The organism is Streptomyces sp. NPDC015032 (assembly GCF_043080425.1).
Taxonomy (GTDB): Bacteria; Actinomycetota; Actinomycetes; order Streptomycetales; family Streptomycetaceae; genus Streptomyces.
Window position 1 is genome coordinate 82229 of sequence record NZ_JBIBVN010000007.1, and the last position, 26898, is coordinate 109126.

At 69.5% G+C, this 26898-nt stretch carries 22 protein-coding genes, 1 pseudogene and 1 riboswitch; of the genes and pseudogenes, 2 read left to right on the plus strand and 21 right to left on the minus strand.

The features are described from left to right. Nucleotides 1-184 precede the first annotated feature (184 nt). Nucleotides 185-1141, minus strand: coding sequence for a peptidoglycan DD-metalloendopeptidase family protein (locus tag ACF08M_RS13485; RefSeq protein WP_392185386.1), 957 nt, complete (start codon nt 1139-1141; stop codon nt 185-187). 3 nt (nt 1142-1144) lie between these two features. Next, a riboswitch (cyclic di-AMP (ydaO/yuaA leader) is annotated at nt 1145-1301 on the minus strand. A gap of 292 nt (nt 1302-1593) precedes the next feature. After that, nucleotides 1594-3693 (minus strand): alpha-galactosidase, encoded by a 2100-nt coding sequence (locus tag ACF08M_RS13490; RefSeq protein ID WP_392185387.1) that lies wholly within the window; start codon nt 3691-3693, stop codon nt 1594-1596. A gap of 226 nt (nt 3694-3919) precedes the next feature. Between ACF08M_RS13490 and ACF08M_RS13495 the strand changes: the two genes are divergently transcribed. Then, nucleotides 3920-4732: a tyrosine-protein phosphatase gene (locus ACF08M_RS13495; protein ID WP_392185388.1), complete on the plus strand. Its 813-nt coding sequence runs from the start codon at nt 3920-3922 to the stop codon at nt 4730-4732. A 23-nt stretch (nt 4733-4755) separates the two neighbouring features. Here ACF08M_RS13495 and ACF08M_RS13500 read toward each other — a convergent pair whose 3' ends face one another. The 19 genes and pseudogenes from ACF08M_RS13500 to ACF08M_RS13590 form a co-directional block, all read right to left on the minus strand. Further along, nucleotides 4756-4923 carry a DUF6126 family protein gene (locus ACF08M_RS13500; protein WP_164495316.1) on the minus strand — a complete coding sequence of 56 codons (168 nt, stop codon included), beginning with the start codon at nt 4921-4923 and terminating at the stop codon, nt 4756-4758. A gap of 31 nt (nt 4924-4954) precedes the next feature. Beyond that, nucleotides 4955-5563: a helix-turn-helix domain-containing protein gene (locus tag ACF08M_RS13505; RefSeq protein ID WP_392185389.1), complete on the minus strand. Its 609-nt coding sequence runs from the start codon at nt 5561-5563 to the stop codon at nt 4955-4957. A gap of 85 nt (nt 5564-5648) precedes the next feature. Then, nucleotides 5649-7046 (minus strand): aspartate aminotransferase family protein, encoded by a 1398-nt coding sequence (locus ACF08M_RS13510; protein ID WP_392185390.1) that lies wholly within the window; start codon nt 7044-7046, stop codon nt 5649-5651. Continuing rightward, a complete protein-coding gene (gene dxs, locus ACF08M_RS13515) occupies nt 7043-8944 on the minus strand; it encodes a 1-deoxy-D-xylulose-5-phosphate synthase (protein ID WP_392185391.1) in 1902 nt (633 codons plus the stop codon). Before dxs ends, ACF08M_RS13510 begins: the two co-directional genes overlap by 4 nt. A gap of 26 nt (nt 8945-8970) precedes the next feature. Further along, nucleotides 8971-9604: pseudogene (locus tag ACF08M_RS13520) on the minus strand (flavodoxin-dependent (E)-4-hydroxy-3-methylbut-2-enyl-diphosphate synthase). 4 nt (nt 9605-9608) lie between these two features. Beyond that, complete coding sequence (hpnH, locus tag ACF08M_RS13525; protein ID WP_392185392.1) at nt 9609-10628, minus strand: adenosyl-hopene transferase HpnH; 1020 nt, start codon at nt 10626-10628, stop codon at nt 9609-9611. Between the two features lie 5 nt (nt 10629-10633). Then, nucleotides 10634-11293 (minus strand): 1-hydroxy-2-methyl-2-butenyl 4-diphosphate reductase, encoded by a 660-nt coding sequence (locus ACF08M_RS13530; RefSeq protein WP_392185393.1) that lies wholly within the window; start codon nt 11291-11293, stop codon nt 10634-10636. Further along, nucleotides 11293-13293: a squalene--hopene cyclase gene (gene shc, locus ACF08M_RS13535; RefSeq protein WP_392185394.1), complete on the minus strand. Its 2001-nt coding sequence runs from the start codon at nt 13291-13293 to the stop codon at nt 11293-11295. Before shc ends, ACF08M_RS13530 begins: the two co-directional genes overlap by 1 nt. Nucleotides 13294-13400: 107 nt before the next feature. Further along, nucleotides 13401-14504 (minus strand): polyprenyl synthetase family protein, encoded by a 1104-nt coding sequence (locus ACF08M_RS13540; protein WP_392185395.1) that lies wholly within the window; start codon nt 14502-14504, stop codon nt 13401-13403. Then, complete coding sequence (gene hpnE, locus ACF08M_RS13545) at nt 14501-15889, minus strand: hydroxysqualene dehydroxylase HpnE (RefSeq protein WP_392185396.1); 1389 nt, start codon at nt 15887-15889, stop codon at nt 14501-14503. Before hpnE ends, ACF08M_RS13540 begins: the two co-directional genes overlap by 4 nt. Nucleotides 15890-16007: 118 nt before the next feature. Continuing rightward, complete coding sequence (gene hpnD / locus ACF08M_RS13550) at nt 16008-16928, minus strand: presqualene diphosphate synthase HpnD (RefSeq protein ID WP_392185397.1); 921 nt, start codon at nt 16926-16928, stop codon at nt 16008-16010. 29 nt (nt 16929-16957) lie between these two features. Next, the gene (gene hpnC / locus ACF08M_RS13555; protein WP_392185528.1) at nt 16958-17878 is read right to left on the minus strand and encodes a squalene synthase HpnC; all 921 of its coding nucleotides are present in this window, start codon (nt 17876-17878) and stop codon (nt 16958-16960) included. A 446-nt stretch (nt 17879-18324) separates the two neighbouring features. Further along, the gene (locus tag ACF08M_RS13560; protein ID WP_392185398.1) at nt 18325-19110 is read right to left on the minus strand and encodes an ABC transporter ATP-binding protein; all 786 of its coding nucleotides are present in this window, start codon (nt 19108-19110) and stop codon (nt 18325-18327) included. Further along, nucleotides 19103-20032: an ABC transporter permease gene (locus ACF08M_RS13565; protein ID WP_392185399.1), complete on the minus strand. Its 930-nt coding sequence runs from the start codon at nt 20030-20032 to the stop codon at nt 19103-19105. The genes ACF08M_RS13560 and ACF08M_RS13565 overlap by 8 nt, the downstream gene beginning before the upstream one ends. 107 nt (nt 20033-20139) lie before the next feature. Beyond that, nucleotides 20140-21024: a glycosyltransferase family 2 protein gene (locus ACF08M_RS13570; protein WP_392185400.1), complete on the minus strand. Its 885-nt coding sequence runs from the start codon at nt 21022-21024 to the stop codon at nt 20140-20142. Beyond that, nucleotides 21021-21800 carry a CDP-alcohol phosphatidyltransferase family protein gene (locus ACF08M_RS13575; protein WP_392185401.1) on the minus strand — a complete coding sequence of 260 codons (780 nt, stop codon included), beginning with the start codon at nt 21798-21800 and terminating at the stop codon, nt 21021-21023. Before ACF08M_RS13575 ends, ACF08M_RS13570 begins: the two co-directional genes overlap by 4 nt. Continuing rightward, complete coding sequence (locus ACF08M_RS13580; protein ID WP_392185402.1) at nt 21778-22839, minus strand: iron-containing alcohol dehydrogenase family protein; 1062 nt, start codon at nt 22837-22839, stop codon at nt 21778-21780. Before ACF08M_RS13580 ends, ACF08M_RS13575 begins: the two co-directional genes overlap by 23 nt. Continuing rightward, nucleotides 22827-23579, minus strand: a complete 753-nt coding sequence (locus tag ACF08M_RS13585) for a sugar phosphate nucleotidyltransferase (RefSeq protein WP_392185403.1) — start codon at nt 23577-23579, stop codon at nt 22827-22829. The genes ACF08M_RS13580 and ACF08M_RS13585 overlap by 13 nt, the downstream gene beginning before the upstream one ends. After that, nucleotides 23576-25402 (minus strand): DUF5941 domain-containing protein, encoded by a 1827-nt coding sequence (locus ACF08M_RS13590; protein WP_392185529.1) that lies wholly within the window; start codon nt 25400-25402, stop codon nt 23576-23578. The genes ACF08M_RS13585 and ACF08M_RS13590 overlap by 4 nt, the downstream gene beginning before the upstream one ends. 426 nt (nt 25403-25828) lie before the next feature. Here ACF08M_RS13590 and galE point away from each other — a divergent pair, with 426 nt between their 5' ends. Continuing rightward, a complete protein-coding gene (gene galE, locus ACF08M_RS13595; RefSeq protein WP_392185404.1) occupies nt 25829-26809 on the plus strand; it encodes a UDP-glucose 4-epimerase GalE in 981 nt (326 codons plus the stop codon). Nucleotides 26810-26898 lie beyond the last annotated feature (89 nt).

A 26898-nucleotide genomic window follows, 5' to 3' on the forward strand; every position in this document is an offset into this window, starting at 1 on the left:
CCTATCCTGCACTGCTGAATGTGACCTACGCGACCGTAATAAGGGGTTGACGGGTGGTGAGATAGACCACCCGGTCAGGTTTAGGTAAAGGGGGAATAAGCAGGAGGGGCGGTGCGCCGCCGCGCACCGCCCCTCCTGTGCTGCTCAGGTCATGCCGTGTTGCTCAGCCACCCGTTCGTCCGGCTCAGACGTAGATGCCGTGCGAAGCGAGGAAGGCGATCGGGTTGATGTCCGAGCCGTATGCCGGGCCCGTGCGGACCTCGAAGTGCAGGTGCGGTCCCGTGGCGTTGCCGGTCGAACCGGAGAGGCCGATCTGCTGACCGGTGCTCACGGACTGGCCCGCCGCGACGGAGATCGAGGACAGGTGGCCGTACTGCGAGTAGTGGCCGTCGGCGTGCTTGATGACGACCTGGTTGCCGTAGGCGCCACCCCAGCCGGCGGTGACGACGGTGCCGGAGGTGATGGCCTTCACACTGGTGCCGGTGAAGACGGGGAAGTCGATCCCGGTGTGGCTGCCGCTGGACCAGTTGGAGCCGGAGGCGCGGTAACCGGTGGTGTGGTTGCCGGGGACCGGGTGCGCGTAGCCGGAGCTGTTGCTCCGGGAGGCCGGGGCGGAGGTCTTGGACTCCGTGGCCGCCGAGGCCTTGGCCGGGGCGGACTTCGCCGGCGCCGACTTCACCGCGGCCGACGAGGACACCGAGGGGGCCTTCGACGGGAGGGCCGCGCCCGCACCCGCACCGGTGGGCGCGGAGTGGTCCGCCGCCGTGCCGCCGAGCGTCAGCTTCATGCCCGGGAGGATCAGGCCGGGGTCGTCGCCGACGACCGAGCGGTTGTCCTGGTACAGCTTCTGCCAACCGCCCTCGATCTTGTGCTCGGCGGCGATCTTCGACAGCCAGTCGCCGGAGACGACGGAGTACGTCGTGGTGGCGGCCTGCTCCTGCGCGACCGGCTTGACCGGGGTGGCGTGCTCGGCGGCGGAGGCCGACTGCGGGGCGACGGCCGGGGCGGCCTGCTCCGCGGCGCTGGCACCCGTGGCGCCGAGCAGCGGCAGTGCGATGACGGCGCCGCCGGCGCCCGCGGCGGCGACGCCACGGGCGATGATTCCGGCCTTCGTACGACGATGCTTAGCCGATATGGGCATGACGAGCTTCCTCTCCGGCGCCTACGAGGTGAGCTGTCGGGTTCGGGCTGGAGATGCCCGGCCGCGCCGAGCGCGACTTCACCCCGAGCCGGCCGGATTTCCCCGATCGGCGGCCTACCTGGTTCCCCCGCTCCTGCCGCACGATGAGTGGATGCGAATTCCGGACGGCGGCAGGATTAGGCGGTCCATCCGGATTGACGGTGACCGTAAGCGAGCCGGGACGAAGAGAACAAGCCACTGATTCCATGCCGGAATCCGCACCAGGAATTCGGCGCGGAATTCTGGTCACACTCCGTGGATTAAGGATCTTGAATTTCCGCACCGTGCACGGAATGACCGACCGCCCCGTCGGCACACACCGTCACGGATATGATTCCGCTCACGAGAGGGCGGTCATCCCCTGTACAGACAGGGCATGTTGAATCAAATCCACCCATCATGGACATCTCTTCTCATCGTTCGCGTCGGAGCCTCAGTACCCGTGCGTCGAGATTCCCCCGAAGCCCGGTGTGCAGCCCTTGATGGAGCAGTGCCGAACCGTGGTGCACCGCCCCCGTGTCCAGGCAGGTGTACGTCGCTTCGGGGTCGAGTCCGCGCAGCCGCAGGGCCGGGGGCAGCTCCCCGTACCTCTGCGCCTCCAGCCACATCAGGACCACGGTCTCGTCCCCGCGGACGTACTGGACCGCACTGAGCCCGCCGCGCGGGGCGCGCAGCCGGTACAGCGCGCCGTACTGCACCACCGGCCGGATCTCCTTGTAGAGCTCCACCCAGTCCCGCGCCTCGGCCAGTTCCTCCTCGCTCCACTCGGCGAGGTCCCCGCCGACCCCGAGCACGCCGGCCATCGCGCTCACGAAACGGAAGCGCAGTGAACTGCCCCTGCCGTTGAGCTGGACGTTCGGGCTGTCGGTGACCCAGGCGGCCATCACCCGGGCCGGGTGGATCTGACCGAAGCCCTCCTGGATGGCGAGGCGGTCGAGCGGGTCGGTGTTGTCCGAGGTCCACACCTGATCCGTACGGGACAGAATCCCCAGATCGACCCGGCCGCCACCGCCGGAGCAGGACTCGAAGGCGACCGAGGGGTGCGCGGCCCGGAGACGGCCGATCAGCGCGTACAGGGCGTCGACATGCTCGACCCAGAGCCTCTGCGGATACTCCTCGCCCGGCCAGCCCGCGTCGGTGAAGGAGCGGTTGAAGTCCCATTTCACATAGTCGATGGGTGCGCTGGAGAGCAGTGTGTCCAGCTGCTCCCAGAGATATTCCTGCACATCGGCGCGGGCAAGATTGAGCACCAGTTGATTACGGAACTCGGTCCGCGTCCGCCCGGGGAAGTGCTGCACCCAGTCAGGATGCGCGCGATAGAGATCGCTGTCTGCATTGACCATTTCCGGCTCGACCCAGATACCGAACTGCATGCCGAGACCGTGCACTTCGTCGGCGAGCGGCTTGAGGCCACCGGGAAAGCGGTCCGGATTCGGCGTCCAGTCGCCGAGCCCCGCCCGGTCACTGGTGCGCCGTCCGAACCACGCGTCGTCCACGACGAACAGTTCGACGCCCATCGCGGCGGCGCGCTCGGCGAGGGCGCGCTGCTGGTCCTGCCCGATGTCGAAGCCCGTCGCCTCCCAGGAGTTGTAGAGCACCGGACGCGGGCTCAGGGAGTCCGGGATCACATGGGCCAGCTGCCACGCGTGCCAGGCGCGGCTCGCCCCGCCGAATCCCTCCGCGCTCCACAGACCGGCGAAGACAGGTGTGACGTACGACTCCCCCGGCATGAGCAGCAGCAGCCCCGAGTCGTCGTGGCCGGCACCGCCGGTGATCTGCACGAGTCCGTCGGGGAGCCGTTGCACGGAGATCCGCCACGACCCGGACCAGCCGAGCGCGCAGCCGTAGACCTCTCCGCTCTCCTCGGTCGCCGCTCCGTCGGCGTCGAGTGCCACCCATGGCAGGTACTGGTGCCCGGTGTGGCCGCGCCTGCTGGAGATGATGCTCTCGCCGTACATCAGCCCCGCCCGGGCGAGCTGCGACTCCGCCGCCCAGCGGCCGTGCAGCCGGCTCAGCCGCCAGGCGTCGCGGGCGGGCAGCGCCCAGGCCGCCGCGTCGGCGCGCAGCAGCTCCAGCGGCGGACCGTCCGGCCCGGAGTGGGCGACGGTGACCCATCGCTCGACGACATCGGAGTCGTCCCGCATCCGGTAGTGCAGGGTGAGGGCGAGCCGGTGCAGGGAGTCGGCGAAGGCGATACGGAGTTCGTCCCCGTCCACCGCGGCGTCGGTGAAAGCCCACTCGGTACCGCGAACCTCCGGGGTACGCACCGAGAGGGCCGGGCGGACGAACCGGGGGCCGCCCTCCACGGGATACTCCTCGCGGCCGTCGAGCGGGGACTCGAAAGCCCTGACGGGCTGCTCCGGCGCCGCGGCCAGCGCCTCGGCAGCGGCCAGGGAGATGCGCGGCCCCCAGTGCAGATGGATCAGCTCGTCCCGCTCGGTGAGTCGCAGTGCGTAGCTGCTGCTCGCCCCGGTGAGCAGCCAGGTCCGGCCCTTGCCACCAGTCTCGATCATCTTGCCCCCACATTCCAACAGTTCCGCACATCATCAACCATCGCCAGGTGAGCGGGCAACGGTCCGGCGGGGAATTCAACGGACGGATTCGCCGCGGGGGCACAGGGGTTCACCGGGGTATCGACAACCATCGGCCGAGATGATTGCCTGAGGAATCAATGTCGTATCGTCGCGGGAGTGGCCTTGTCGGCGGCTCGCGCCGAAGCCAGACACTCCAGGAGACACCGTGACGCAGCAGTTGCCCCAGACCTCGTCGACGGAACCCGAGCTGGCGGGTGTCCGCAACTTCCGTGACGTGGGCGGACTGCCCACCGTCGACGGCCGGCGGGTGCGGTACGGGCGGCTCTTCCGCAGTGGTCATCTCGCGCACGCCACCACCGAGGACGCGGCATTTCTCGGCACTCTCGGTCTGCACACGGTCTTCGACTTCCGCAATGCGGCCGACCACCGGCTCGACGGTCCGGACGTGGAGCTGCCGGGCGTGCGGAATGTCAGCATTCCGCTCTCCGACCCCGCCGACGGCGCCGAGTTCTGGCAGATGGTCCGCGACGGCGACCTCGACCAGCTGCGCTCGGTCCTCGCGGACGACAAGGGGACGAACCGGATGATCGCCTCATACCGCTCGATCGTCCGGGACCGCACAGCCGAGCACAGCCGGGTCCTGCACGCCCTGGCCGAGGACAGCGTTCCCGCGTTGATGCACTGCGCGGCTGGCAAGGACCGGGCCGGGCTGTCGATCGCGGTGTCACTGCTCGCGGTCGGCGTCGAGCGCGACGCCATCGAGGCCGACTACCTGAAATCCAATGACGCCCACCGTCGTTACAAGGTCCGGCGCAGCGACACCCCGGCGGAGGGCATGTCGGCCGAGGTGATGGAGCTGCTCAATCCGCTCTTCGGTACCCATGCCGACTATCTGGCCGCGGCCTTCGACACCATCGAGGAGACCTGGGGCGGCACGGACCGGTATTTCTCCGAGGGGCTGAAGCTCGCCCCCGAGACCCGTGAGCGGCTGCGCGGCCGCCTCCTCGACGAGGCGTAGCGCGAATCGCCCGGCGGCGGTGGTCAGCCCTTGCCGGCCACCGCGAAGAGCAGGTAGAGGAAGGCCGCGAAGATGTGTCCGGCGATGAGGTAGGCGAACAGCCGGATGACCACGCCGCGCGGAAACTTCCGCTCCTGGGCTTCGTAGTTCTTCTTGGACCCCAGTGGGTCGAAGTTCTCGGAATCGGACATGACAGTCCTCTCTGACAACCGGACGGGCCGGTCAGGGACGGTGGATGCCGCTGCCGAGACACAGCTCGGCGGCGGGGCTCTGCAGCAGGGTGTGGACGAAGAGCAGCTCGGCACCGTCGTGGTCGACGGCCGTGATCCGGTGCGGGGTGAGCGAGTCGAAGTGCGCGCTGTCACCGGGGGCGAGATCGTGCACGGTGTCCCCGAGCGTGACCCGCAGATGCCCGATGAGCACGTACAGCCACTCCTCGCCGGGATGGACACGGACCAGATCACCCTGTGCGCCGTACGGAACCCGGACGCGCAGCGCCTGCATCGCCCGGCCGGAGCCGCCGGCCTGCTGGTACATCCAGCCGTCGGCCTCGGCCCCCTCGAACTTCCCGCCGCGGATGATCGCCTCCCGTTCGGGGGGCGTCTCGCCGAGCAGTTCGGAGACCGTCGTACCGTAGATCCTGGCAAGACCGAGGAGCATCGGCAGCGAGGGCTGCCGACGACCCGTTTCGAGCCGGGAGAGATGGGCGGGCGACAGCCCCGCCCGCTGGGCGGCGGTCTCCAGGGTGAGACCACGGCCACGGCGCAGATCGCGCAGCCGTGGCGCAACCCCGGGCAGCTCGTCGGCCACCCCTCCGTCTGGAGTGTTCATGTACCCATTGGGCCAGGAACTTTCCTCGTAGGCAAATTTCTTACCTCCGAGGCAAAAGTCGCACAGGCCGGAAGAGCCTGCGCGATCAGCGGTTGGCGACGGCCTGTTTCACCAGGGTCCTGCCGAAGTCCCACATCAGCCCGCCACCGCTGTGCGCGTCGTCCATGACCGCGGTGAACGCAGTGACGAACCGATCGACCTCGGGCTCCCCGATCACCAGCGGCGGAATCAGCTTGATCACTTCGAGATGATCGCCGGAGACCTGCGTGAGGATGCGGTGCTTCTGGAGCAGGGGCACCACCACCATCTGTGCGAAGAGGCCCTTACGGGCCGCCTGCAGCATCGTCCAGCGGCTGCGCAGCTTCAGTGACGACGGTCGGCCGAACTCGATGCCGATCATCAGCCCGCGCCCGCGCACCTCGTGCAGCAGCTCATAACGGCCGACCAGCGCGGCCAGCCGTTCGCGCAGCAGATCGCCGGTGCGCCGCGCACCCGCGACGATCTCCTCGTCCTCCATCACCGCCAGGACCGCGAGCCCGGCAGCCATCGCCTGGGCGTTCGAGCCGAAGCTCGCGGAGTGGACCAGGACCCGGTCCATCGACGAGTAGACCTTCTTGAAGATCCAGTCCCTGCCGAGAGTCGCCCCGACCGGCACATAGCCGCCGGAGAGGGCCTTGGCCACACAGATCAGATCGGGTTCGACGCCCTCCTCGTGCTGGTACGCGTAGAAGTCGCCGGTCCTTCCGAGGCCGGTCTGCACTTCGTCGGCGATGAGCAGCGCCCGGTGCTTGTGGAGCAGTTCCTGCGCGGCCCGCAGGAAGCCGGGCGGCGCGGCGTGGACCCCCTTGCCCTGGATCGGCTCGACGACCAGTGCCGCCACATCGCCGCGCTTCAGCTCACGCCTCAGCGCGTCGAGATCCCCGAGTCCGATGGCGGTGTCCGGCAGCAGCGGTGCGAAGCCGTCCCGGAAGCCGCTCTCCCCGTTGACCGAGAGCGAGCCGGTCGTCAGCCCGTGGAAGGCGTGGGTGCAGTAGAGGATCCTGGGCCTGCCCGTGGCATACCGGGCGAACTTCAGCGCGGTCTCGACGGCCTCCGTACCACTGTTGCCGAAGAAGACCCGGTCCAGATGCGGGCTGTGGACGAGCAGCCTCTCCGCCAGCAGCCCGGGCAGCGGCTGGCAGTCGAAGCGGGTGAGGTCGGCGAGCGAGGCGTCCAGGACGTCGTGCAGGGCCTTGCGTACGACGGGGTGGTGCCGGCCGAGGCCCATCACCCCGAATCCGGCGAGCATGTCGAGGTGGTCATTGCCGTCCGCGTCCCAGAAGTGCGCCCCCTCGGCCCGTTCGTAGACCTTGTCGAAGCCGATGGTGTGCAACATGCGGGGCAGTTGGTGATTGAGGTGTTTCGCGTGCAGCTCGTAGCGCTCGGCGCCGCGCTCCGCGAGAAGCTGCGCCAGATCGAAGCCCTTGGGCCCGTCGTCCTTCATGCCCCGCTCTCCTCGGTCCTTCTCGCTGCTTCCTTGCCGGCCAGTGCGGCGCTGATCCGCCCGGCGATCTCGACCGGTGTGAGCCCGATGTCGGCCAGCACCTCGGCGCGTTTTCCGTGGCCGAGGAACTGCTCGGGGATGCCGAATGTCCGAAGCGGTATGTCGACCCCGGCATCCCGCAGCGCCTGCCCGACGGCCGAACCGACGCCCCCCGCACGGCTGTTGTCCTCGACGACGGCGACCAGCCGGTGCCGGGCGGCGAGCGGGGCCAGCTGTTCGTCGACCGGCTTGACCCAGCGCGGGTCGACGACGGTGCAGCGGACACCGCCGCTCGCCAGCAGGCCGGCGGCGCCCAGACAGACCGGGGCGAGCACACCGACGGCCACGAGCAGCACATCGGCGTCGTCCGCCCGGTGCAGCACGTCCATTCCGCCGATCCGGTCGATGGCCGGGACCGGCTCCCCCACCGACTCCTTGGGGAACCGGATCACGGTGGGCGCGTCGTCGATGTCGACGGCCTCACGGAGTTGGGCGCGCAGTTCGTCGGCGTCGCGCGGGGCGGCGATCCGCAGTCCGGGAACCACCTGCAACACGGACATGTCCCACATGCCGTTGTGCGAGGGCCCGTCCGGTCCGGTGACCCCGGCCCGGTCGAGGACGAAAGTCACCCCGCACTTGTGCAGCGCGACGTCCATCAGCAGCTGGTCGAAGGCCCGGTTGAGGAAAGTGGCGTAGACGGCGACGACCGGATGCAGTCCGCCGGTGGCGAGTCCCGCCGCGGAGACCGCGGCGTGCTGCTCGGCGATCCCGACGTCCCAGACCCGGTCGGGAAACGCCTCGGCGAACTTGGTCAGTCCGACGGGGTGCAGCATCGCCGCGGTGATGGCCACGACGTCCGGCCGCTCCGCGCCGATCTCGGCGATCTCGTCCCCGAACACCGAGGTCCAGGACGGCGCTCCCGTCGGAACGAGCGGTGCGCAGGTCAGCGGATCCATCGCACCCACGGTGTGGAAGCGGTCGGCCTCGTCCTGGAGCGCGGGCGGGTAGCCGCGCCCCTTCTCGGTGAGGCAGTGCACCAGCACCGGGCCACGGAAGCGTTTCGCCCGGTGCAGCGCGGATTCGACGGCCGCGATGTCGTGCCCGTCGATCGGCCCGACGTACTTGAGTCCGAGGTCCTCGAACATGCCCTGCGGGGCGAAGGCGTCCTTGAAGCCCTTCTTCGCGCCGTGCAGCGACTCGTACAGCGGCTGCCCGATGACCGGCGCCTGCTGGAGCACCCCCTTGCCCCACGAGAGGAAGCGTTCGTATCCGTCGGTGGTACGGAGGGTGGCGAGGTGATCGGCGAGGCCGCCTATCGTCGGGGCGTACGAACGCTCGTTGTCGTTCACCACGATGATCAGCGGCCGGTCCCGCGCCGCCGCGATGTTGTTCAGCGCTTCCCAGGCCATTCCGCCGGTGAGGGCACCGTCACCGATGACGGCCACGACATGGTCGCTCCGCCCCAGCACCTGGTGAGCCTTGGCCATGCCGTCGGCCCAGCCGAGGACGGTCGAGGCATGCGAGTTCTCGATGACGTCGTGCTCGGACTCCTCGCGGCAGGGGTAGCCGGAGAGGCCCCCCTGGCGGCGGAGCTTGGAGAAGTCCTGACGCCCGGTGAGCAGCTTGTGCACATAGCTCTGGTGCCCGGTGTCCCACAGGATGCGGTCCACCGGAGAGTCGAAGGCCCGGTGCAGCGCGATGGAGAGCTCCACCACTCCCAGGTTGGGGCCCAGATGACCGCCGGTCCTCGCCACTGCCAAGACGAGGAACTGCCTTATTTCCTCGGCGAGTTCACCGAGTTGTACGTCGCTCAGCGTCTTGAGATCGTGCGGCCCCCGGATGTTCTCCAGAATCGTCACGCTCGGGCCCCCTCTCTGGTTCTGTTTCAGCTCACGGTGACGGCGGGAATTCCCGATGGCGTCCCCGCGTCGTCCCTGCCCTCGGCGATCTCCAGGGCCTCTTCGATCGGCGTCTCGACGATCTTCGACTCGGGCACGGTCTTGATGACCTCGCCCTTCACGAAGATCTGCCCCTTGCCGTTGCCGGACGCGACGCCCAGATCCGCCTCACGGGCCTCACCCGGACCATTGACGACACAGCCCATCACGGCCACCCGCAACGGCACCTCCATGCCCTCAAGACCCGCACTGACCTGATCCGCCAACTTGTACACATCCACCTGCGCCCGCCCGCACGAACACATACTTCGGCTGGAAATGAATATCCGCGATCACCGGGATCTGCGACTTCCTCGCAATCACCGCCAACGCGTCCGCATCGTCCTGCGTCGGACACGCCACCCGCACGATCTGACAGCCCGACGCCGTCAGCTCCGCGATCTGCTGCAACGTCGCACCCACGTCCGACGTACGCGTCGTCGTCATCGACTGCACCGACACCGGCGCATCCCCGCCCGCCGCCACCGACCCGACCTGGATGCGCCGCGAGTGGCGGCGCATCGCGATCGGCCGGGCCGGCAGCTCGGGGAGACCCGGAGCGACCGGCTCTCCAGCGGTCATGACGTCATCGGTTCCCGGAGACGGTCTCGCGCGCGGCGCGCAGCGATTCCTTCAAGGATCCCATGGTGGCGAGGACAGCGGTGGGCTCGTAGCCGCAGTGCGCCATGCAGTTGGCGCAGCGCGGGTCCTTGCCGCGGCCGTACTTGTCCCAGTCGGTCTTCTCGATGAGTTCGCGGTACGTGGGGACGTACCCGTCGGCCATCAGGTAGCAGGGCCGCTGCCAGCCGAAGAGCGAGTAGTTCGGAATGGCCCACGCGGTGCACGGGAAGTCCGCCTTGCCTTCCAGGAAGTCCAGGAAGAGCGGCGAGTGGTTCAGCCGCCAGCGGCCCCGGTTGCCGCCCGCGAACGACTTCTTGAACAGTTCGCGGGTCTGTTCGACGCCGAGGAAGTGCTCCTGGTCGGGTGCCTTCTCGTACGCGTAGGCGGGCGAGATCATCATCTCGTCGACCTTCAGATCGTCATTGAGGTAGTTGAGAACCTCGATGACCGTCTGCGGGGTATCGGTGTTGAAGAAGGTGGAGTTCGTGGTGACCCGGAAACCGCGCCGCTTGGCCTCCTTGATGGCCGCAACCGCCTCGTCGAACACTCCCTCCTTGGCGACCGATTCATCGTGCCGCTCCCGCAGCCCGTCGATGTGCACGGCGAACGCGAAGTACGGCGAGGGCTTGAATTTCTCGATCTTCTTCCGCAGCAGCATCGCGTTGGTGCAGAGGAAGACGTACTTCCTGCGCGCGACCAGCTGCCGTACGATTTCATCGATCTGCGGATGCATCAGCGGCTCACCACCGGCGATGGAAACCATCGGGGCACCCGATTCGAGCACGGCGCCCACTGCCTGGGCGACCGGCATGCGCTGCTTGAGCACTCCCGCCGGATGCTGGATCTTCCCACAGCCCTCGCACGCGAGATTGCAGGCGTACAACGGCTCCAGTTCCACGATGAGCGGGAACTTGTCCCGCTTGCGGAGCTTCTGCTCGATGAGATACGTCGCAACCTTGATGGACTGACGGAGCGGCATGGCCATCTGGCTCACCTCCTGGGGAGCAGCAAGGATCGGTGCCATTCATAGAAAGCAGGCAGGACGGCACGGAGAACACGGAAAGCCGATATTCCACCGCGTATCGTGCCGATGCGGACGAGCTCGTGCTCCGGAGCGTCCACGACCACCCGTACGGCCGCAACCGGACGAGGTCCGGACCGCAGGGCTGCGCGCAGGGTGGCGGCGGACTCCATGTCCACCGCGACTGCTCCGGTGGCCCGCAGTTCGGCCCGCTCATGTCCGCGTACGACATGGGCGGAACCGGTCAGCGGACCGGTGTGGACGGTACGGCCGGGCACCGTCCGGGCAAGGGCCTCGGCGAGCAGGTCCGTGCCGGTACAGGCCGTCGAGTCCCCGGCTCCCCGGGTCTCGTCGGCGACCACCAGGTCCCCGGGATGCATATCGGGTGACAGCCCGGCGCAGAAACCGGAGGCGATAACCGCCGTGCCGGGTGCCCGGTCCTGACCGAGCACCCGGGACACGGCAGTCTCGGCGGCCTTGGGGCCCATGCCTGTACGCAGTACGGTCACCGGGCCCGGGGCCTCACCGGCCCTGCTTCTGCCACTGCGCAGGGCGAACTGCTCGATGCCGAGCGCACAGGCGATCAGCAGCGGCGCTGCGGGCCCGGCCGGCCCCGGACCAACGCCCATCAGGCCCCCTTGTGGGTGACCAGGCGGCCGGCGAAGGGTTCTCCGTGCACATACCGCCCGAGTGCGGTGAGCGGGAAGACCTGCCGGTAGAGGTGGTAGTTGATGGAGAAGTCCCAGGGAAAGCCGGTGCCGGTGAAGTACGGCTCGTCCCAGGATCCGTCGGCCCGCTGAGTGTCGGTGAGCCAGGACACCCCCCGCTGCACGGCCCCGCTGTCCCGCCGTCCCGCGGCGAGCAGCGCGAGCAGCGCCCACGCGGTCTGGGAGGCGGTCGACGCTCCGTGCCCGATCCACTTGTCCTCGTGGTACGAGCGCAGGTCCTCGCCCCAGCCGCCGTCGTCGTTCTGCACGGACTCCAGCCAGCCGACGGCCCGGCGGATCGCCGGATGCGTGACGGGCAGCCCGGCGGCCACCAGGGCGGGCACCACCGACCCCGTGCCGTACACGTAGTTGACGCCCCAGCGACCGAACCAGCCGCCGCTCGGGTCCTGTTCGGCGAGCAGCCACTCGATTCCACGCCGGGTCGCGGGGTGCGCGGAACGCCCCTCGACGGCGAGCATCTCCACCACGTGCCCGGTGACGTCGGCGGACGGTGGGTCGATGACCTCGCCGAAGTCGCAGAAGGGCAGCCGGTTGGGGAACCCGCTGGTGTTGTCCGCGTCGAACGCGCCCCAGGCGCCGTTGCGGGACTGCATGCCGAGATTCCAGCGCACTCCGCGCTTGATGGCGGCCTCGACCCGTACCGTGTCCGGGTGACGGACCCGGCGCAGCGCCAGGACCACCTCCGCGGTGTCGTCGATGTCCGGGTAGTTGTCGTTGTGGAACTCGAACGCCCAGCCGCCCGGGTCGAGCCGGGGGCGGCGCACGGCCCAGTCACCGGGCCGGACGATCTCCTCGGCGAGCATCCAGTCCACGGCCTTCACGAGTGCCGGGTGGTCGGGGCTGACCCCGGCATCGGCGAGGGCGATGGTGGCGAGGCAGGTGTCCCAGACCGGGGACTGGCAGGCCTCGATCATCCGGGCACCGTCCTCGCGCCAGACGGCGAACCGGTCGAGCGATTCGAGTCCGGCCCGCATCACCGGGTGGTCCAGGTCGTAGCCGAGCAGGTGCAGGGCGATGACGGAGTACACGGCGGGCGGCTGGATTCCGCCCCAGCAGCCGTCGTTCTCCTGGCGTTCGATGATCCAGCGGGCCGCCGCGTTCATGGCGGACCGGCGCAGCTTGCGCGGTGCGATCCGGTGGTAGAGGTGGAGCGCCTTGTCCAGGCGCTGGAAGACTCCGTCCCAGCTCGTCGCCGGGGCGGTGCGCCGGGGCGGGTTCGGACGACGGGGGTCCGTGTGCAGCTCGTCGAGTGCGAAGGGGGCCGGGCGCACTGGCCGTTTCGCCGAGACGATGGTGAGCGGCACGATGGTCTGGCGGGCCCAGCAGCCGAAGTCGTAGATGTTGAGGGGGGCCCATTTGGGAAAGAACATCAGCTCGGGCGGGAGTTCGGGCAGGTCCTCCCACTTCCACCAGCCGAAGAGGGCCAGCCAGATCCGGGTGAAGACGCGGCTCGCCGCGATTCCGCCCTGTTCCCTGATCCAGCCCGAGGCCCGCGCCATATGCGGTTCGTCCGGCCGGTCTCCGGCGAGCCGCAGTGCGACGTACGCCTCGATGGTGGTGGAGAGCTCGCCGGGGCCGCCGTGAAAGGTGGCCCAGGTGCCGTCGGCGTGCTGTTCGCCGCGGATGAAGCGGCCGGCCGCCTGGACGACGGCCTGGTCCTGAATACCGAGGAACTGCCGGAGCATCAGGTCTTCGGCGTCCATGGTGACGTTGGTGGCGAGGTCGCCCTTCCACCAGCCCTGGTCGTCCTGCCTGCCGAGGAGATGCTCCACCGAGCGTTCCGCGGCCCGCCGCGCGGCGGCCAGTATGTCGTCCGCGGCGATGGTTGTGTCGGTCGGATTGCTGGCCGAGGCTGCGCGGGGATTCACAGCCCCGGTGCTTCCGTCGGTCGTCGCTGTCATGGCTTCCCCTTCTTGCAGTTTGGTCCTCTGCTGTGCTGGGGTCTCCGTCGGCCGGTGCCCTAAGGGGCACCGGCCGGCGACTGCGAGTCATATGGAGCAGATGGTGATCATCTCTTTCGTACGACGACGAAGTCAGCGAGCGCGGTGAGCTGCGCCCGCACGGTGTGCGGCATGTCGATGCGGTGCAGTGCCTCGATGGCGACCGCATGCTGTCGACGGGCCTCCTGGGCGGTCCATTCGCGGCCGCCCGCCTCCTCGATGAGCGCCGCACGGGCGGCGAACTCCTCTTCGGAGAAGCTGTCGAAATCACTGCTCTTGGCGTCGGCGGCGAGGAGTTCGCCGAGACGCTCCGAGGCGGGTCCACCCGCGGCGAGCGCGGCGACGACCGGCAGGGACTTCTTGCGCTGGCGCAGATCGCTCCAGGTCTGCTTGCCGGTGGACTCGGGGTCGCCCCAGATGCCGAGCAGATCGTCAACGGCCTGGAAGGCGAGGCCGAGGTGGTAGCCGTACGCCTCCAGGGTGTCCGCGGTACGGTCGTCGGCACCGCCGAGGACCGCGCCGATGGAGCAGGCGCAGGCGAGCAGGGCGCCGGTCTTGTTGCCCTCCATCTCCAGGCACTCCTCGACGGTGACCCGCTCGCGGTGCTCGTAGGAGATGTCCTGGGCCTGCCCGTCGATGAGCTTGCGGGTGGCGACGGTCAGCCGACGGGCCGCGCGGCCCGCCTCGACGGTGCCGAGTTCCAGCAGGACCTCGTTGGCGAGCGCGAAGAGCGCGTCGCCGACGAGGATCGCCTGGGCGGGACCGTGCACCTTCCAGACGGTGTCGCGGTGGCGGCGCTGTTCATCGCCGTCCATCAGGTCGTCGTGCAGCAACGAGAAGTTGTGCACGAGCTCGACGGCCACGGCGCCGGGGACGCCCGCCTCGGCGGCGGCGCCGGCCGCCTCCGCGGACAGCAGGGCGAGCGCCGGACGGACGGCCTTGCCGCCGTCGCCGACGGAGGGTTGTCCCTGGGCATCGATCCAGCCGAAGTGGTACGCGGCGACGGTGTCCATGGGCGGTGCGAGCCGGTCAACGGCGGCCCGGAGCACCGGCGTGGAAAGGGCCCGTCCGCGCTCCAGAAGCGCGGTGACGTCCGTGGTGTCGGCCACGGTGTCGAAAGCCGGATTCGCCGGGGTCACTGACTCTCCTCTTGTTCCGGTGGTACTGCTCATGCCGCCTCCTGCAGCGGATGTTCATGGGAGCGGCCGAGCGCCCGGAGCGCGGCGTCCGCCGCGCTGAACCCGCTGCGGACGGCACCCTCCAACGTCGCGGGCCAGCCGGTGGCCGTCCAAGCTCCGGCCAGACTGAGACCGGGAGCACGGGTGCGGGCTCCTGGCCGCAGCCGGCCGACACCGGGGGCGGGGGCGAAGGTCGCCGTGCGCTCCCGGGTGACGAAGAAGTCCCTGATCCCGGCCCCGCGGGCGGCCGGAAGGAGCCGCTCCAGCTCGGGCAGGTAACGCTTCCGCAGCTCGGCGACGGGGAGGTCGATCTCCTCGTCCGCGGCGGACTGGGACACGGCGAGGTACTGCCCGGGGCCGGTGAGCCCCGAGGCGTGCGTCCGGTCGAAGACCCACTGGACCGGCGAGCCGAGCGCGGCGAAGAAGGGGCGGCGCAGCACCTTGCGGTCATAGACGACGTGCACGTTGAGGATCGGCGAGGTGCCGATATCGAGCAGCCGCTCCGGCGCGTCGAGCACGCCCGCGGGCAGCAGGTCATGGGTCTCGCGCTGCGGGACGGCGAGGACGACGGTGTCCGCCTCGATCCGTTCGCCGCCGGTGTCGACAATCCAGCGGTCATCCTCCGTCCGAGTGATGGAGGAGGCTTTGGTGCGCAGCTCGGTGCGCACCCCGGCGGCGTCGAGTGCCTTGCGGGTCAGTGTGTCGTGGACCTCGCCGAGCGGCACGCTCGCCCAGCCGATGTCGGCGGCGCCGGGCTCGGAGAGGAGTCCGGTCTTGAAGACCTTCGCGGCGAGGGCCAGCGACGAGTTCGGCGCGGTGGCGTTGAGCGTGGCGACCCCGACGAGGTCCCAGAGGGCCTCGATGGTGCGCGGCGACTGGCCGTGCCGGGCGAGCCAGGTACCGAAGTCGATGGTGTCGAGTGCGGGGTCGTCCGGGTCCAGGCGGCCCAGCGCCAGTGCGGCGCGTCCGACGCTCGCCCGCTCGGTGAGCGAGAGATGCGGATAGCCGGCGAGTCCGGCGGCGAGGTGGAAGGGCACCGGCAGTGCGTTGCGGCGCAGCCGTCCCAGCCGCGGTCCCGAGAGCCGCCCCACATCGACAACGGGCACGTCCAAACGGTTTTGCAGGGGCGCCAGGCGCGTCCCGTCCACACGGTCGAGGAGCCAGCGGTAGGCGGTGCAGCAGCGCAGATAGACATGCTGTCCGTTGTCGACCGTCAGCTCGCCGCGCCGGAAGGAGAAGGCGAGTCCGCCGAGCCTGGGCCGCCCTTCGAGCAGGGTCACGTCAAGCCCCGCATCGGCGAGTCGCAGGGCCGCGGTGGTACCGGCGAGTCCGCCGCCGATCACGACCGCACGGGAGGAACCCAGGGCGTCGTCCGTCATGCGTCCTCCTTTCGCCGGGCCACTTCAGTGAGGGACGCGTCAATACACCAGAGGGTTGACCACCGGTGGAAACGTGTTTCCGTGCAGCACATCGTGCGCGAGATGTCCGTACGGCGCATCAGATACGCCCCCTGGCCGTCCGCCGGGAGACGTACCGTGCGTCGAGGCCCGAGAGCCCGCGCACCGCGACATACGCCTTCTCGTGTCCCGGCAGCGACACCCGGCCGCGCAGCACCGCCTCGGGGTCGCGCTCGATCCGGTCGAGCAGCCGGCGGTAGATGCCCGCCATGGCCGCGACACACGCGCCGCTGCGCCGGTCCAGCATCGGCAGCAGCCGGTATCCCTCGGCGAACAGGGTGCGCGCGCGCCGGACCTCGAAGTGGACCAGCCCCGCGAAATCGGCGCCGGGCGGCGGGGTGGCCCGGTGGAAACCGGCCGAGCAGCCGAACTTGGCGAGGTCGTCGGCGGGCAGATAGGTACGCCCGTTGCCGGCGTCCTCGCGGACGTCGCGCAGGATGTTGGTCAGCTGGAGCGCGAGGCCGAGCGTGTCGGCGTACTCCGCGGCCCGGTCGGCGCCCGGAGCACCCGGTTCCGTGCCGAAGATGCCCAGGCTGAGACGGCCGATGGCGCCCGCGACACAGCGACAGTACGCCTTGAGGTCGTCCCAGGTCTCGTACGTCGCACCGCGCACATCCATCAGCACGCCGTCGATGAGTTCGTCGAGCCCGCCCAGCGGGAGCGGGAATCTGCGTGCGGCGTCGGCGAGTGCGACGGCCACCGGGTCGGTGTCGTCCTCGTCGATCGCGCCGTCGCGGATCCGGTCCAGCAGCGCACGGGTGCTCTCCAGCCGGGCCCGCTTGGTCTCCGGTGCCAGCTCGCCGTCACCGATGTCGTCGACACGACGGGAGAAGGCGTACAGCGCCGACATGGCCTGTCGCTTCGCGGCCGGCAGCAGCCTGATGCCGTACGCGAAGTTACGCGCCTGCTGTCCGGTGACCGCCTCGCAGTAACTGTATGCGGCCTGTACCGGTGCCGACATGTACGTCGTCTGTCCCTCCACGGTCCGGCTCACCCCTCTCTACGCGCTTTTCGCAAGACAACTCCCGCCTCGCGCAGCAGGCTGGGCTTGGTGGGCTTGGGCGGCCCGGGCAGTACGTCGAACCCGGCGGCCGCGATCGCGGTGAGGGCGGCACGCCCCCCTCCCACGAATCCGGCGAGAAGCAGCTTGAGCCTGCCGTGGACGCTACCCACCAGGGGGGTGCCTTCATTCAGCAGTTCCCGCGCGCGCTCCGCTTCGTACGCGACCAGCGAGCGCACCGATGCGCCTCCCGAGGGGGCGGCCAGATCGGTTTCGCGGACGTGGAACCGGGCCATGTCGTCCGCGGGCAGGTAGATCCGGTCGCGGCCGAGGTCCTCGGTGACGTCCTGGAGGTGCTCGACGATCTGCAGGGCCGTACAGACGGCGTCGGAACGGCGGATCCGCTCGGGGCTGGCGGTTCCGGTGATCTGCAGGACCAGCCGGCCCACGGGATTGGCGGAGAGCTCGCAGTAGGCGGCGAGTTCCTCGTACGTCCCGTAGCGGCGGACCCGCTGGTCCTGCCGGTTCGCCTCGATGAGGCCGAGGAAGGGCTCGGGGGTGAGCGCGCAGCGCCGCACGGTGGGGCGCAGCGCGCGCAGCAGGGGGTGGTGCGGGCCCTCGCCCGTGGTGGCGAAGACCCGGTGCAGATCGGCCTCGAAGGCATCGAGCATGGCGGGACGGTCGTCGGTCTGCTCGGGTTCGAGGCCGAGGTACCGGGCGTCCGCGCCGCCGGCGGCGAGATCGCCGTCGCCGATGTCGTCGACGAGACGGGCGTAGCCGTAGACGGCCATCAGGTCGTCGCGCCAGGCTCGCGGCAGGAAGAAGGGGGCTACCGGGAAATTCTCGTCAGCGGCCTTGTCGAGGGTGCTGGGCACGACGGCATCAGGATGCGCCTGCCGGGTGGGCGTCACCACTGACCGCCCGGCGTTGGGACGGCGTGAGCACCTCGGAGCTGGAGATTTTCCGTCATAGCCGTCACATCTCCCGTTCTACACTGCTGACCCAAAACATCCCATTCCGGACACGCCGCCCGCTCTACCGAGTACGGAGCACACCTCCGGGCCGTATGGCCAGGCGGTATCGCCCCACTTGCAACGAATCAGCACCGCTACAGCTTACGTTGTACAACGCTCATCGATACGCCGGGGTGTTACGCGCGGCGGAACAACGCACCCTGCTCCGCCAACCTTCCCCGTGCGCAAGGAAATTGACGTCATCCGTCGGGAGGAGATCTTGTCCCCGGCGTACCGCCGGGCGTGCAGACCGCCCCGCAGGGGCCACGATCCGGACACCGAGGCGGCCTCCGCCGGAGAGTTCCGGCGGAGGCCGCCTCGGTGCCACGGGACCGAAGTACCTGCTATTTACCGGTCTCGCGCTCGTACGCCTTGAGGACCTCGTCCGTCGGACCGTCCATCAGCAGCTCGCCCTTTTCCAGCCAGAGCACCCGGTCACAGGTGTCCTTGATGGACTTGTTGCTGTGGCTGACCAGGAAGACGGTGCCCGCCTCCTTGCGGAGCTCCCTGATGCGCTTTTCGGAGCGGATCTGGAACTTGCGGTCACCGGTGGCCAGCGCCTCGTCGATCATGAGGACATCGTGGTTCTTCGCGGCGGCGATGGAGAACCGCAGCCGGGCGGCCATTCCGGAGGAGTACGTCCGCATCGGCAGGGTGATGAAGTCGCCCTTCTCGTTGATGCCGGAGAAGTCCACGATGCCCTGGTAGCGCTCACGGATCTCCTCGCGCGACATGCCCATCGCGAGGCCGCCGAGCACGACGTTGCGCTCGCCGGTCAGATCGCTCATCAGCGCCGCGTTCACCCCGAGCAGCGACGGCTGCCCGTCCGTGTACACCTTGCCGTGCTCGGTCGGCAGCAGACCGGCGATGGCCCGCAGCAAGGTCGACTTTCCGGAGCCGTTGGTCCCGATGAGACCGATCGCCTCGCCGCGGTAGGCGGTGAAGGAGACACCGCGGACGGCATGCACCTTCCGCACTCCGCGCGGCTCGCCCTTGCCGCGGCGCAGTATCCGGCTCAGCGCCGCGGTGGCGCTGCCCTTGCCTCCGCCGGCGCCGTTGACCCGGTACACGATGTGCACGTCGTCGGCGATGACGGTGGGGACGCGCCCCGAAGTGTTGTCGTCAGCCACGGCCGTACCGTTCCTCTGCCTTCCAGAAGTACACGAAGCCCACCAGGCCGACGAGGACCGCCCAGGCGAGCGCCACGACCCAGACGTGGGCCGGCAGGTTCTCCGAGCCGTAGCCGTCGATCAGCGCGAAACGGATCAGGTCCATGTAGATGGCCGCCGGGTTGTACTGCAGCACATCGGCGATCCAGGCCGGCTTGTCCTTGAGCATCACCGGGATGGAGAACATGACGCCCGACGCGTACATCCAGGTCCGCATGACGAAGGGCATGAGCTGGGCGAGGTCGGGGGTCTTGCTGCCCAGCCTGGCCATGATCAGCGCCAGTCCGGTGTTGAAGAAGAACTGCATGGCCAGCGCCGGAATGATCAGCAGCCAGGAGAGCCCCGGGTAGCTGCCGAAGGCGACGGCCACGACCGCGAGCACGATCATCGAATACAGCAGCTGCTGGAGCTGTTGCAGCGAGAACGAGACGGGCAGCGAGGCGCGGGGGAAGTGCAGCGCCCGTACCAGCCCCAGATTCCCGGAGATGGCCCGCACACCCGCCATCACCGAGCTCTGGGTGAAGGTGAAGACGAAGACACCGGTCACCAGGAACGGGATGAAGACATCCTGGGTCATTCCCTTCCGGGTCCCCAGGATCAGCCCGAAGATCAGGTAGTAGACCAGAGCGTTGAGCAGCGGAGTGGCCACCTGCCACAGCTGGCCGAGCTTCGCCTGGCTGTACTGGGCGGTCAGCTTCGCCCTGGAGAACGCCAGGATGAAGTGGCGGCGGCCCCAGAGCTGCCGGATGTACTCGACGAGCCCTGGCCGGGCGCCGCTCACCGTCAGGCCGTACTTGGCGGCCCTTTCGGCCGCGCTCAGGCCGTCGTCGGCGGATGGCGGGGTGCTCAAGGCGACCGCACCATCATGGGTTGTGTCACTCACCAGATGAAACTCTCGTATTCAAGATGCGCAGCCAGTCGCGGGCGCGGCTCGGAGCGGACAGGTCCCGTGGAGAAGAAGTACGTCTCATGCTCTCAGAGGAGAGCCTCTCAGATCACGGGAGGTCGGCCCAGTCTGGTCAGCCGCCAGACCGTGCGCCACCTCATCGGACGGCGGGTGCCACAGGCCGTGGACCAGCCTTCCCGGAAACCCCCGAACCATGCCTTCAGGGCCGGGCCGGAGGGCTTGCGCAGCAGGGTCAGCAGCAGCCACACGCCGAGGTAGACGGGGACCAGCGGCACCGGCAGATTGCGCCGGGCCAGCCAGACCCGGTTGCGGGCCACCATGCGGTGGTACACCGCGTGCCGGGACGGAGCGGTGGTCGGGTGGTTGAGGACCATGTCCGCGCGGTAGTCGATCATCCAGCCGGCGTCCAGTGCCCGCCAGGCGAGATCGGTCTCCTCGTGCGCGTAGAAGAACTGGCCCGGCAGGGGTCCGACATCGGCGATGACCTTGGTGCGTACGGCGTTGGCACCGCCGAGGAAGGTCGTCACCCGCGAGGAGCGCATCGGGTCGGAGGCCCGCAGCCGCGGCACGTGGCGGCGCTGGGTGACGCCGGTGTCGGGGTCGGCGATCCGGAAGCTGATGATGCCCAGCTCGGAATCGGCCTCGAACGCCCGACGGCACAGCTCGGCGGTGTCGCTGAGCGGCAGCAGTCCGTCGTCGTCGAGGAAGAGCAGGGCGTCCACATCGGCGCCGGAGGGACCGAAGGCCTCGATCCCGACGTTGCGGCCGCCGGGGATGCCCAGGTTCTCGGGCAGCTCGACGGTGCGTACGCCGGCGGGGACGTCCGGCACGGGGGCGCCGTTTCCGACGACGACCACCTCGATCCGGTCACCGTCCTGGCCGGCGACCGAATCGAGGAGGGCGCGCAGCTCTGCGGGGCGGTTGCCCATCGTGATGATGACCGCGCCGAGCTTCATGGGTGTGCTCATTTCAGCCTGCTCGACGCCAGGATCGACACCAGGTGCAGGAGGGTCTGCAGCATCGCGATGCCGGCCAGGACCGCCACCATGAGACGGCTGAAGAACAGATCGTCCCTGACCGTGTCGAGGACGGCCGTCACCAGGATCACCAGCGACGCCTCGATGCCGAGGATCAGCCGGTGGAACTTGAGCGCACCGGCGGCCCGGCGGGCGAACGCCATGCCGGACGAGCGCGGCTCGGAGGCGGCCTCCTTGACCGGCGGCAGACCGCCCTGGTGGCGTGCGACGCCGACGAGGTCGGTCTCGGCCTTGATCAGGATGGCGCCGAGGGCCGCGAGGGTGCCCAGAAAGGCCCACAGCCAGTCGATCCGTCCGGAGCCCCACGGATCGGCGGCGCGCAGGCCGAAGCCGACCAGTACGGCAGCGTCGCAGAGATACGCGGCGACACGGTCCATGTAGACCCCGCCCAGGGAGAACTGCTTCTTCCAACGGGCCACCTCGCCGTCGACACAGTCGAGCAGCAGGTAGAGCTGGACCATGAGGACGCCGAGCAACGCTCCGGGAATGCCGGGAACGAGCAGGGCCGGCGCGGCGAGCACGCCCGCGACGGTCATCACATAGGTCAGCTGGTTGGGCGTGACCCTGGTGTTCACCAGGTGCCGGTCCACGCGCAGGGAGATCTCGCGCATGTAGAGCCGACCCGCCCAGTGCTCGCCGCTGCGCCGGTCCTTCACACCCGGAGGGTGCACGACCGGACGAAGTTCAGCTATGGATGGCTTTTGCATAGTCGGCGTACGCGTCCCTGATCTGGTCGGTGGACAAGTTGAGGTGTTCCAGGATCGTGAAGCGTCCCGGACGGGTCTGCGGGGCGTAGTCGACGGCCTGGACGAACTCGTCGGCGGTGAAGCCGATCTCTTCGGGCAGGACGGGCAGGCCATGGCGGCGCAGAGTGACCGCCATGAGCAGCGACTCCTCGTGCGCACCGCGCAGATGCATGGCGAAGCAGGCACCCAGGCCGGCCTGCTCGCCGTGGCTCGCGGCACGCTTGGGGTACAGCAGGTCGAAGGCGTGGTTGATCTCGTGGCAGGCGCCGGAGGCCGGCCGGGAGTCCCCGGCGACCGACATGGAGATGCCGGTCAGCACGAGGCCCTCGGCCAGCACCTTGAGGAAGGCGTCGTCGCCGATCCCGCCGGGGTGGCGCAGCACGGCCTCGCCGGCCTGCCGGGCCATGGCCGCGGCGAGTCCGTCGATCTCCTCGCCCCGTACCTCGTGGGCGAGTTCCCAGTCGGCCACGCTGGAGATGTTGGAGACCGCGTCGCCGATGCCGGAGCGCACGAACCGGGCCGGCGCCTCACGGACGATGTCGAGGTCGATGACGACGGCGATCGGGGTGGGGACCCCGTAGGAGCCCCGGCCGTTGTCGTTGTCCAGGGTCGCGACGGGCGAGCAGAGACCGTCGTGCGCGAGGTTCGTCGCCACCGCGACCAGGGGCAGGCCGACGCGTGCCGCGGCGTACTTCGCCACGTCGATGATCTTGCCGCCGCCGAGGCCCACCACGGCGTCGTAGCGGTTGCCCTTGATGTCGTCGGCGAGCTTGACGGCCGAATCGAGGGTGCCGTCGGTGACGGGGTACCAGTGGGCGCCGGGCAGCGCGGGGGCCAGCCGCTCGCGCAGGGCGCGCCCCGAACCCTCGCTGATCGCGACGGCGAGCTTGCCGGAGGCGGAGATCCGCTGGTCGGCGAGGAGACCGGCCAGATCGTCCAGGGCGCCGCGGCTGATGTCCACGACGACCGGGGACGGGATGAGCCGGGTCAGTACTGGCATGCGATCTCACGGCCCTTCGCGAGATCGTCGTGGTTGTCGATCTCGACCCACGTCACTTCGCCGATGGGGGCCACGTCTATGGCGAAGCCGCGGTTCACGAGCTCCTGGTAGCCGTCCTCGTAGTAGAGGTCGGGGTCGCGCAGATACGTCGTCTTCAGCGCGTCGGCGAGCTCCGCGGCGGCCTCCGGCTCGATGAGGGTGACGCCGATGTACTCACCGGTCGCGGTGGCCGGGTCCATCAGCTTGGTGATGCGTCGCACACCCTTGTCACCCTCGGCGATGACCTTCATCTCCTCGTCGGCGAGGTGCTTCACCGTGTCGAGGGCCAGGATGATCTTCTTGCCGTTGCCGCGGGCGGCCAGGAGCGTCTTCTCGACGGAGACCGGGTGGACGGTGTCGCCGTTGGCCAGGATGACGCCGCGCGTCAGGACGTCACGGGCACACCACAGGGAGTAGGCGTTGTTCCACTCCTCGGCCTTGTCGTTGTCGATCAGGGTCAGGGTGACGCCGTACTTCGCCTCCAGCTCGGCCTTGCGCTCGTACACGGCTTCCTTCCGGTAGCCGACGACGACGGCGACCTCGGTGAGGCCGATCTCCGCGAAGTTGGCCAGCGTGAGGTCCAGAACCGTCTTCGCAGCACCGTCCTGTTCAGGGCCTACAGGCACGAGGGCCTTCGGAAGCGTGTCGGTGTAGGGGCGCAGACGCCGTCCTGCACCGGCTGCCAGTACGAGGCCGATCATGCGGGTTCTCCTTCGTCGTGAACGGCGGGTGCTCCGGAGGACACCCAGAAGCGGATGGACTCCACGAGCACCACCAGTGCCACGGCCACCGCGAGAGCGGTGAGTGCCACGGTGAACGCTGAATGCTCAGTGAGTACGGCGGCGAGTACGGCCACCACCAGGGTGCGGCCCTCGTGCCCGCCGATCGCGCGTACCAGCCACTGGGGCGGCGCGCCGGTGCCGCCGCGGATCCGGTACACGGTGTCGTAGTGATGGTAGGCGACGGCCGAGACCAGCCCGAACGCTGCGGGAAGGGCTCCCGGGACCTCGCTGCGGGCGGCGAGAACGAGGATGGTGCAGTACTCCGCCGCCCTGAATATCGGGGGTACGAGCCAGTCCAGCGCGCCCTTGAGGGGGCGGGCCACGGCTATGCCCGAGCAGATCGCGTAGAAGACCGCGGCGAAGATCATCTGCCTGCTGCCGAACGGCTGCTGGAGAGCGGCGGCGATCAACGCCCCCGCACCGACGAAGGCGATCACCGGGGCGCTCCAGGCACCCGGGATCCGGGGGCCCCGTGCCGCCACGATCTGGGCGACGGGACCGGAGTCGGCCAGGTCGGCGAGCGCCCGGGCGGCGCGGTCGGTGCGCTCCGCCTTGCGGGTCAGCGAGCGCAGCAGGCGGCCCGCGGTGGTGTAACAGGCGGCGAAGGCGCAGCCGATGAGCAGGGCGTAGAAGACGGTCCGGGGCGTGGTCACCGCGGTCAGTACCGCGATCATCGCCCAGCGCTCGCCGATCGGCAGCACTATCATCCGGCGCAGCCAGACCGTCCAGCCGACGCTGTCGAGCCGGTCGGAGAGAGCCGCCGTGGGGCTCGAATTGGCCACGGCGTCGTGGTTCGCCTCGTTGAACGAGAAGTCGATGACATGGCGGCAGGCCTGGAGCACCATCGCTCCGAGGGCCAGTGCCCATACGTCGTCGCCACCGCGGGCGGCGCCGAGCGCGAGGCCCGCGTAGTACGCGTACTCCTTGGCCCGGTCGAAGGTGGCGTCCAGCCAGGCGCCCATCGTCGAGTACTGCAGCGAGTAACGGGCGAGCTGCCCGTCGGTGCAGTCCAGGACGAAGGAGAAGAGCAGCAGCAGTCCGGCGGCGATGTAGCCCCCGCGGGTGCCGGTCGCCGCGCTGCCCGCCGCGATCAGCGCGGTGAGCAGGGATGCGGTGGTGACCTGGTTCGGGGTGAGGCCGCGGCGGGCGCACCAGCGCGCGATGTAGCGGGAGTACGGGCTGATGAAGAACGTGGTGAAGAAGCCGTCGTGTGCCTTCACGGCGCTGCGCAGTCGCACCGCCTCGTCGTCGACCCCGGCGAGGGCACCCTCCGCTGCCGCGCGCGAGGAGTCGTCGACCGGTACGGCGGCGACCAGCGAGCCGAGCTCGGGGCGCTGGACCGGGGTGCCTTCGGCATCCATGGCGACGGCGAGGCGGCCCGGCACGGTGCGGTCGGTGGCCGTCGCCGTGGTGCCCGGGCCGATGGGGGCGCCCGCGCCGGACGGCTCGGCGTCGCTCATGGCACGGGCGAGCGCGGGGCGTGCCTCGGGCTGCGCGGTGAGCGCGCCGGGCACAGTGGCGGCGGGGAAGCGCGGGTCGGTCAGTCCGAGCCGGAGGGCATGAACATGGCCGACGAAACGGGGGTCGACCAGTGCGACGCGGCGGTCGGCGGGGACGGCCGAGAGCAGCCGTGCGGCCTCGGTCACATCGGCGGCGACCTGTACGTCGAAGCCGAGCGACCGCAGATCGTCCGCGAGCGACGATCCGGGTACCGGTGCACCGGTGAGGATGGCGGTCGACAGACGAACTCACTCCTTGGTGCAGGCGGGGTCGGCGCGACAGTGCGGCCCGGAAGCGGGCCGGCGGCACGTCGGCAGAGGCTATCGGATGAACGGAGGCCGGAGTTCACTGCCCGTTTGTGCTCCGTTCGGGGCGGACCGGCATGGTGCAACGCCGTCCGCGATCATCATCGTCGATCCCCGCCTCACCTGACAAAACGCGATGGCCCGCACCTGGGGACTTCCGTTTGGATCGGGCTGGAATCAGGGCGCGGGGTCCGGTGCTGTGGACCGCAAGGCGGAGGAGGGAGGCAGACGGGGCCTCCCCTGCTCGAGCGGGACCGAGAGCTTGCGGAAGGAGCCATGCCGACCGACGGCAACGCGGCGAGGGGAAGTGCCGGCCCCCGCGAGCCCGGCGTGGTCCGAACGGGAGGCCCTAGGCTGATCCGCATGACATGGCTGATCACAGGCGGAGCGGGATATATCGGTGCACACGTGGTGCGGTCCATGGTGGACGCCGGTGAGCGGGCGGTCGTCCTCGACGACCTTTCGACCGGCATCGTCGAACGGCTCCCGGCGGATGTACCGCTGGTCCGGGGCTCGGTGGCCGACCGCGCACTGCTCGACCGGGCACTGGCCGAGCATTCCGTGACCGGTGTGGTGCATCTCGCAGGGAAGAAGCAGGTCGGCGAGTCCGTCGAGAAGCCGCTGCTGTACTACCGGGAGAACGTGGCCGCGCTGACCGTCCTCCTGGAGGCCGTCGTCGCCGCGGGGGTGCCGCGGTTCCTGTTCTCGTCCTCGGCAGCGGTGTACGGCGTACCGGATGTGGAACTGATCACCGAGGACACTCCTTGTGTTCCGATCAATCCGTACGGTGAGACGAAACTCGCCGGGGAGTGGCTGGTCCGGGCGACGGGGCGGGCACACTCCCTGTCCACGGCCTGTCTGCGCTACTTCAATGTGGCCGGGGCGGCCGCGCCGGAACTGTCGGACACCGGCGCCTTCAATGTGATTCCGATGTTCTTCGAGCGGCTCACCCGCGGCGAGGCCCCCCGGATCTTCGGCGCCGACTACCCGACGCCCGACGGCACCTGCATCCGCGACTACGTCCACGTCGCGGACCTCGCCGACGCGCATCTCGCCGTCGCCCGGAGGCTGGCCGGACAGGGTGCAGGCGACCTGACGGTGAACATCGGCCGCGGCGAGGGCGTCTCGGTGCGCGAGCTCGCCGATCTGGTCGGCGAGGTCAGCGGCCGGCCCGAGAAGCCGGAGGTCCACGCGCGCCGCCCCGGCGACGCGGCGAAGGCCGTCGCGTCCGCCGCCCGGGTGTCCGAGGAACTGGGCTGGACGGCCCGGCGCGGGGTGCGCGAGATGGTCGAGTCGGCGTGGGAGGGCTGGTGCCTGCACCACCCCGAGGCGCGCCGCGACTGAGCCGTCCGCGATCACTCCACAGCCCTGACCTGCGGACATTTCCGCAGGTCAGGGCATATGACAACGGTGTTCAGTACCGTGTTGCCCGA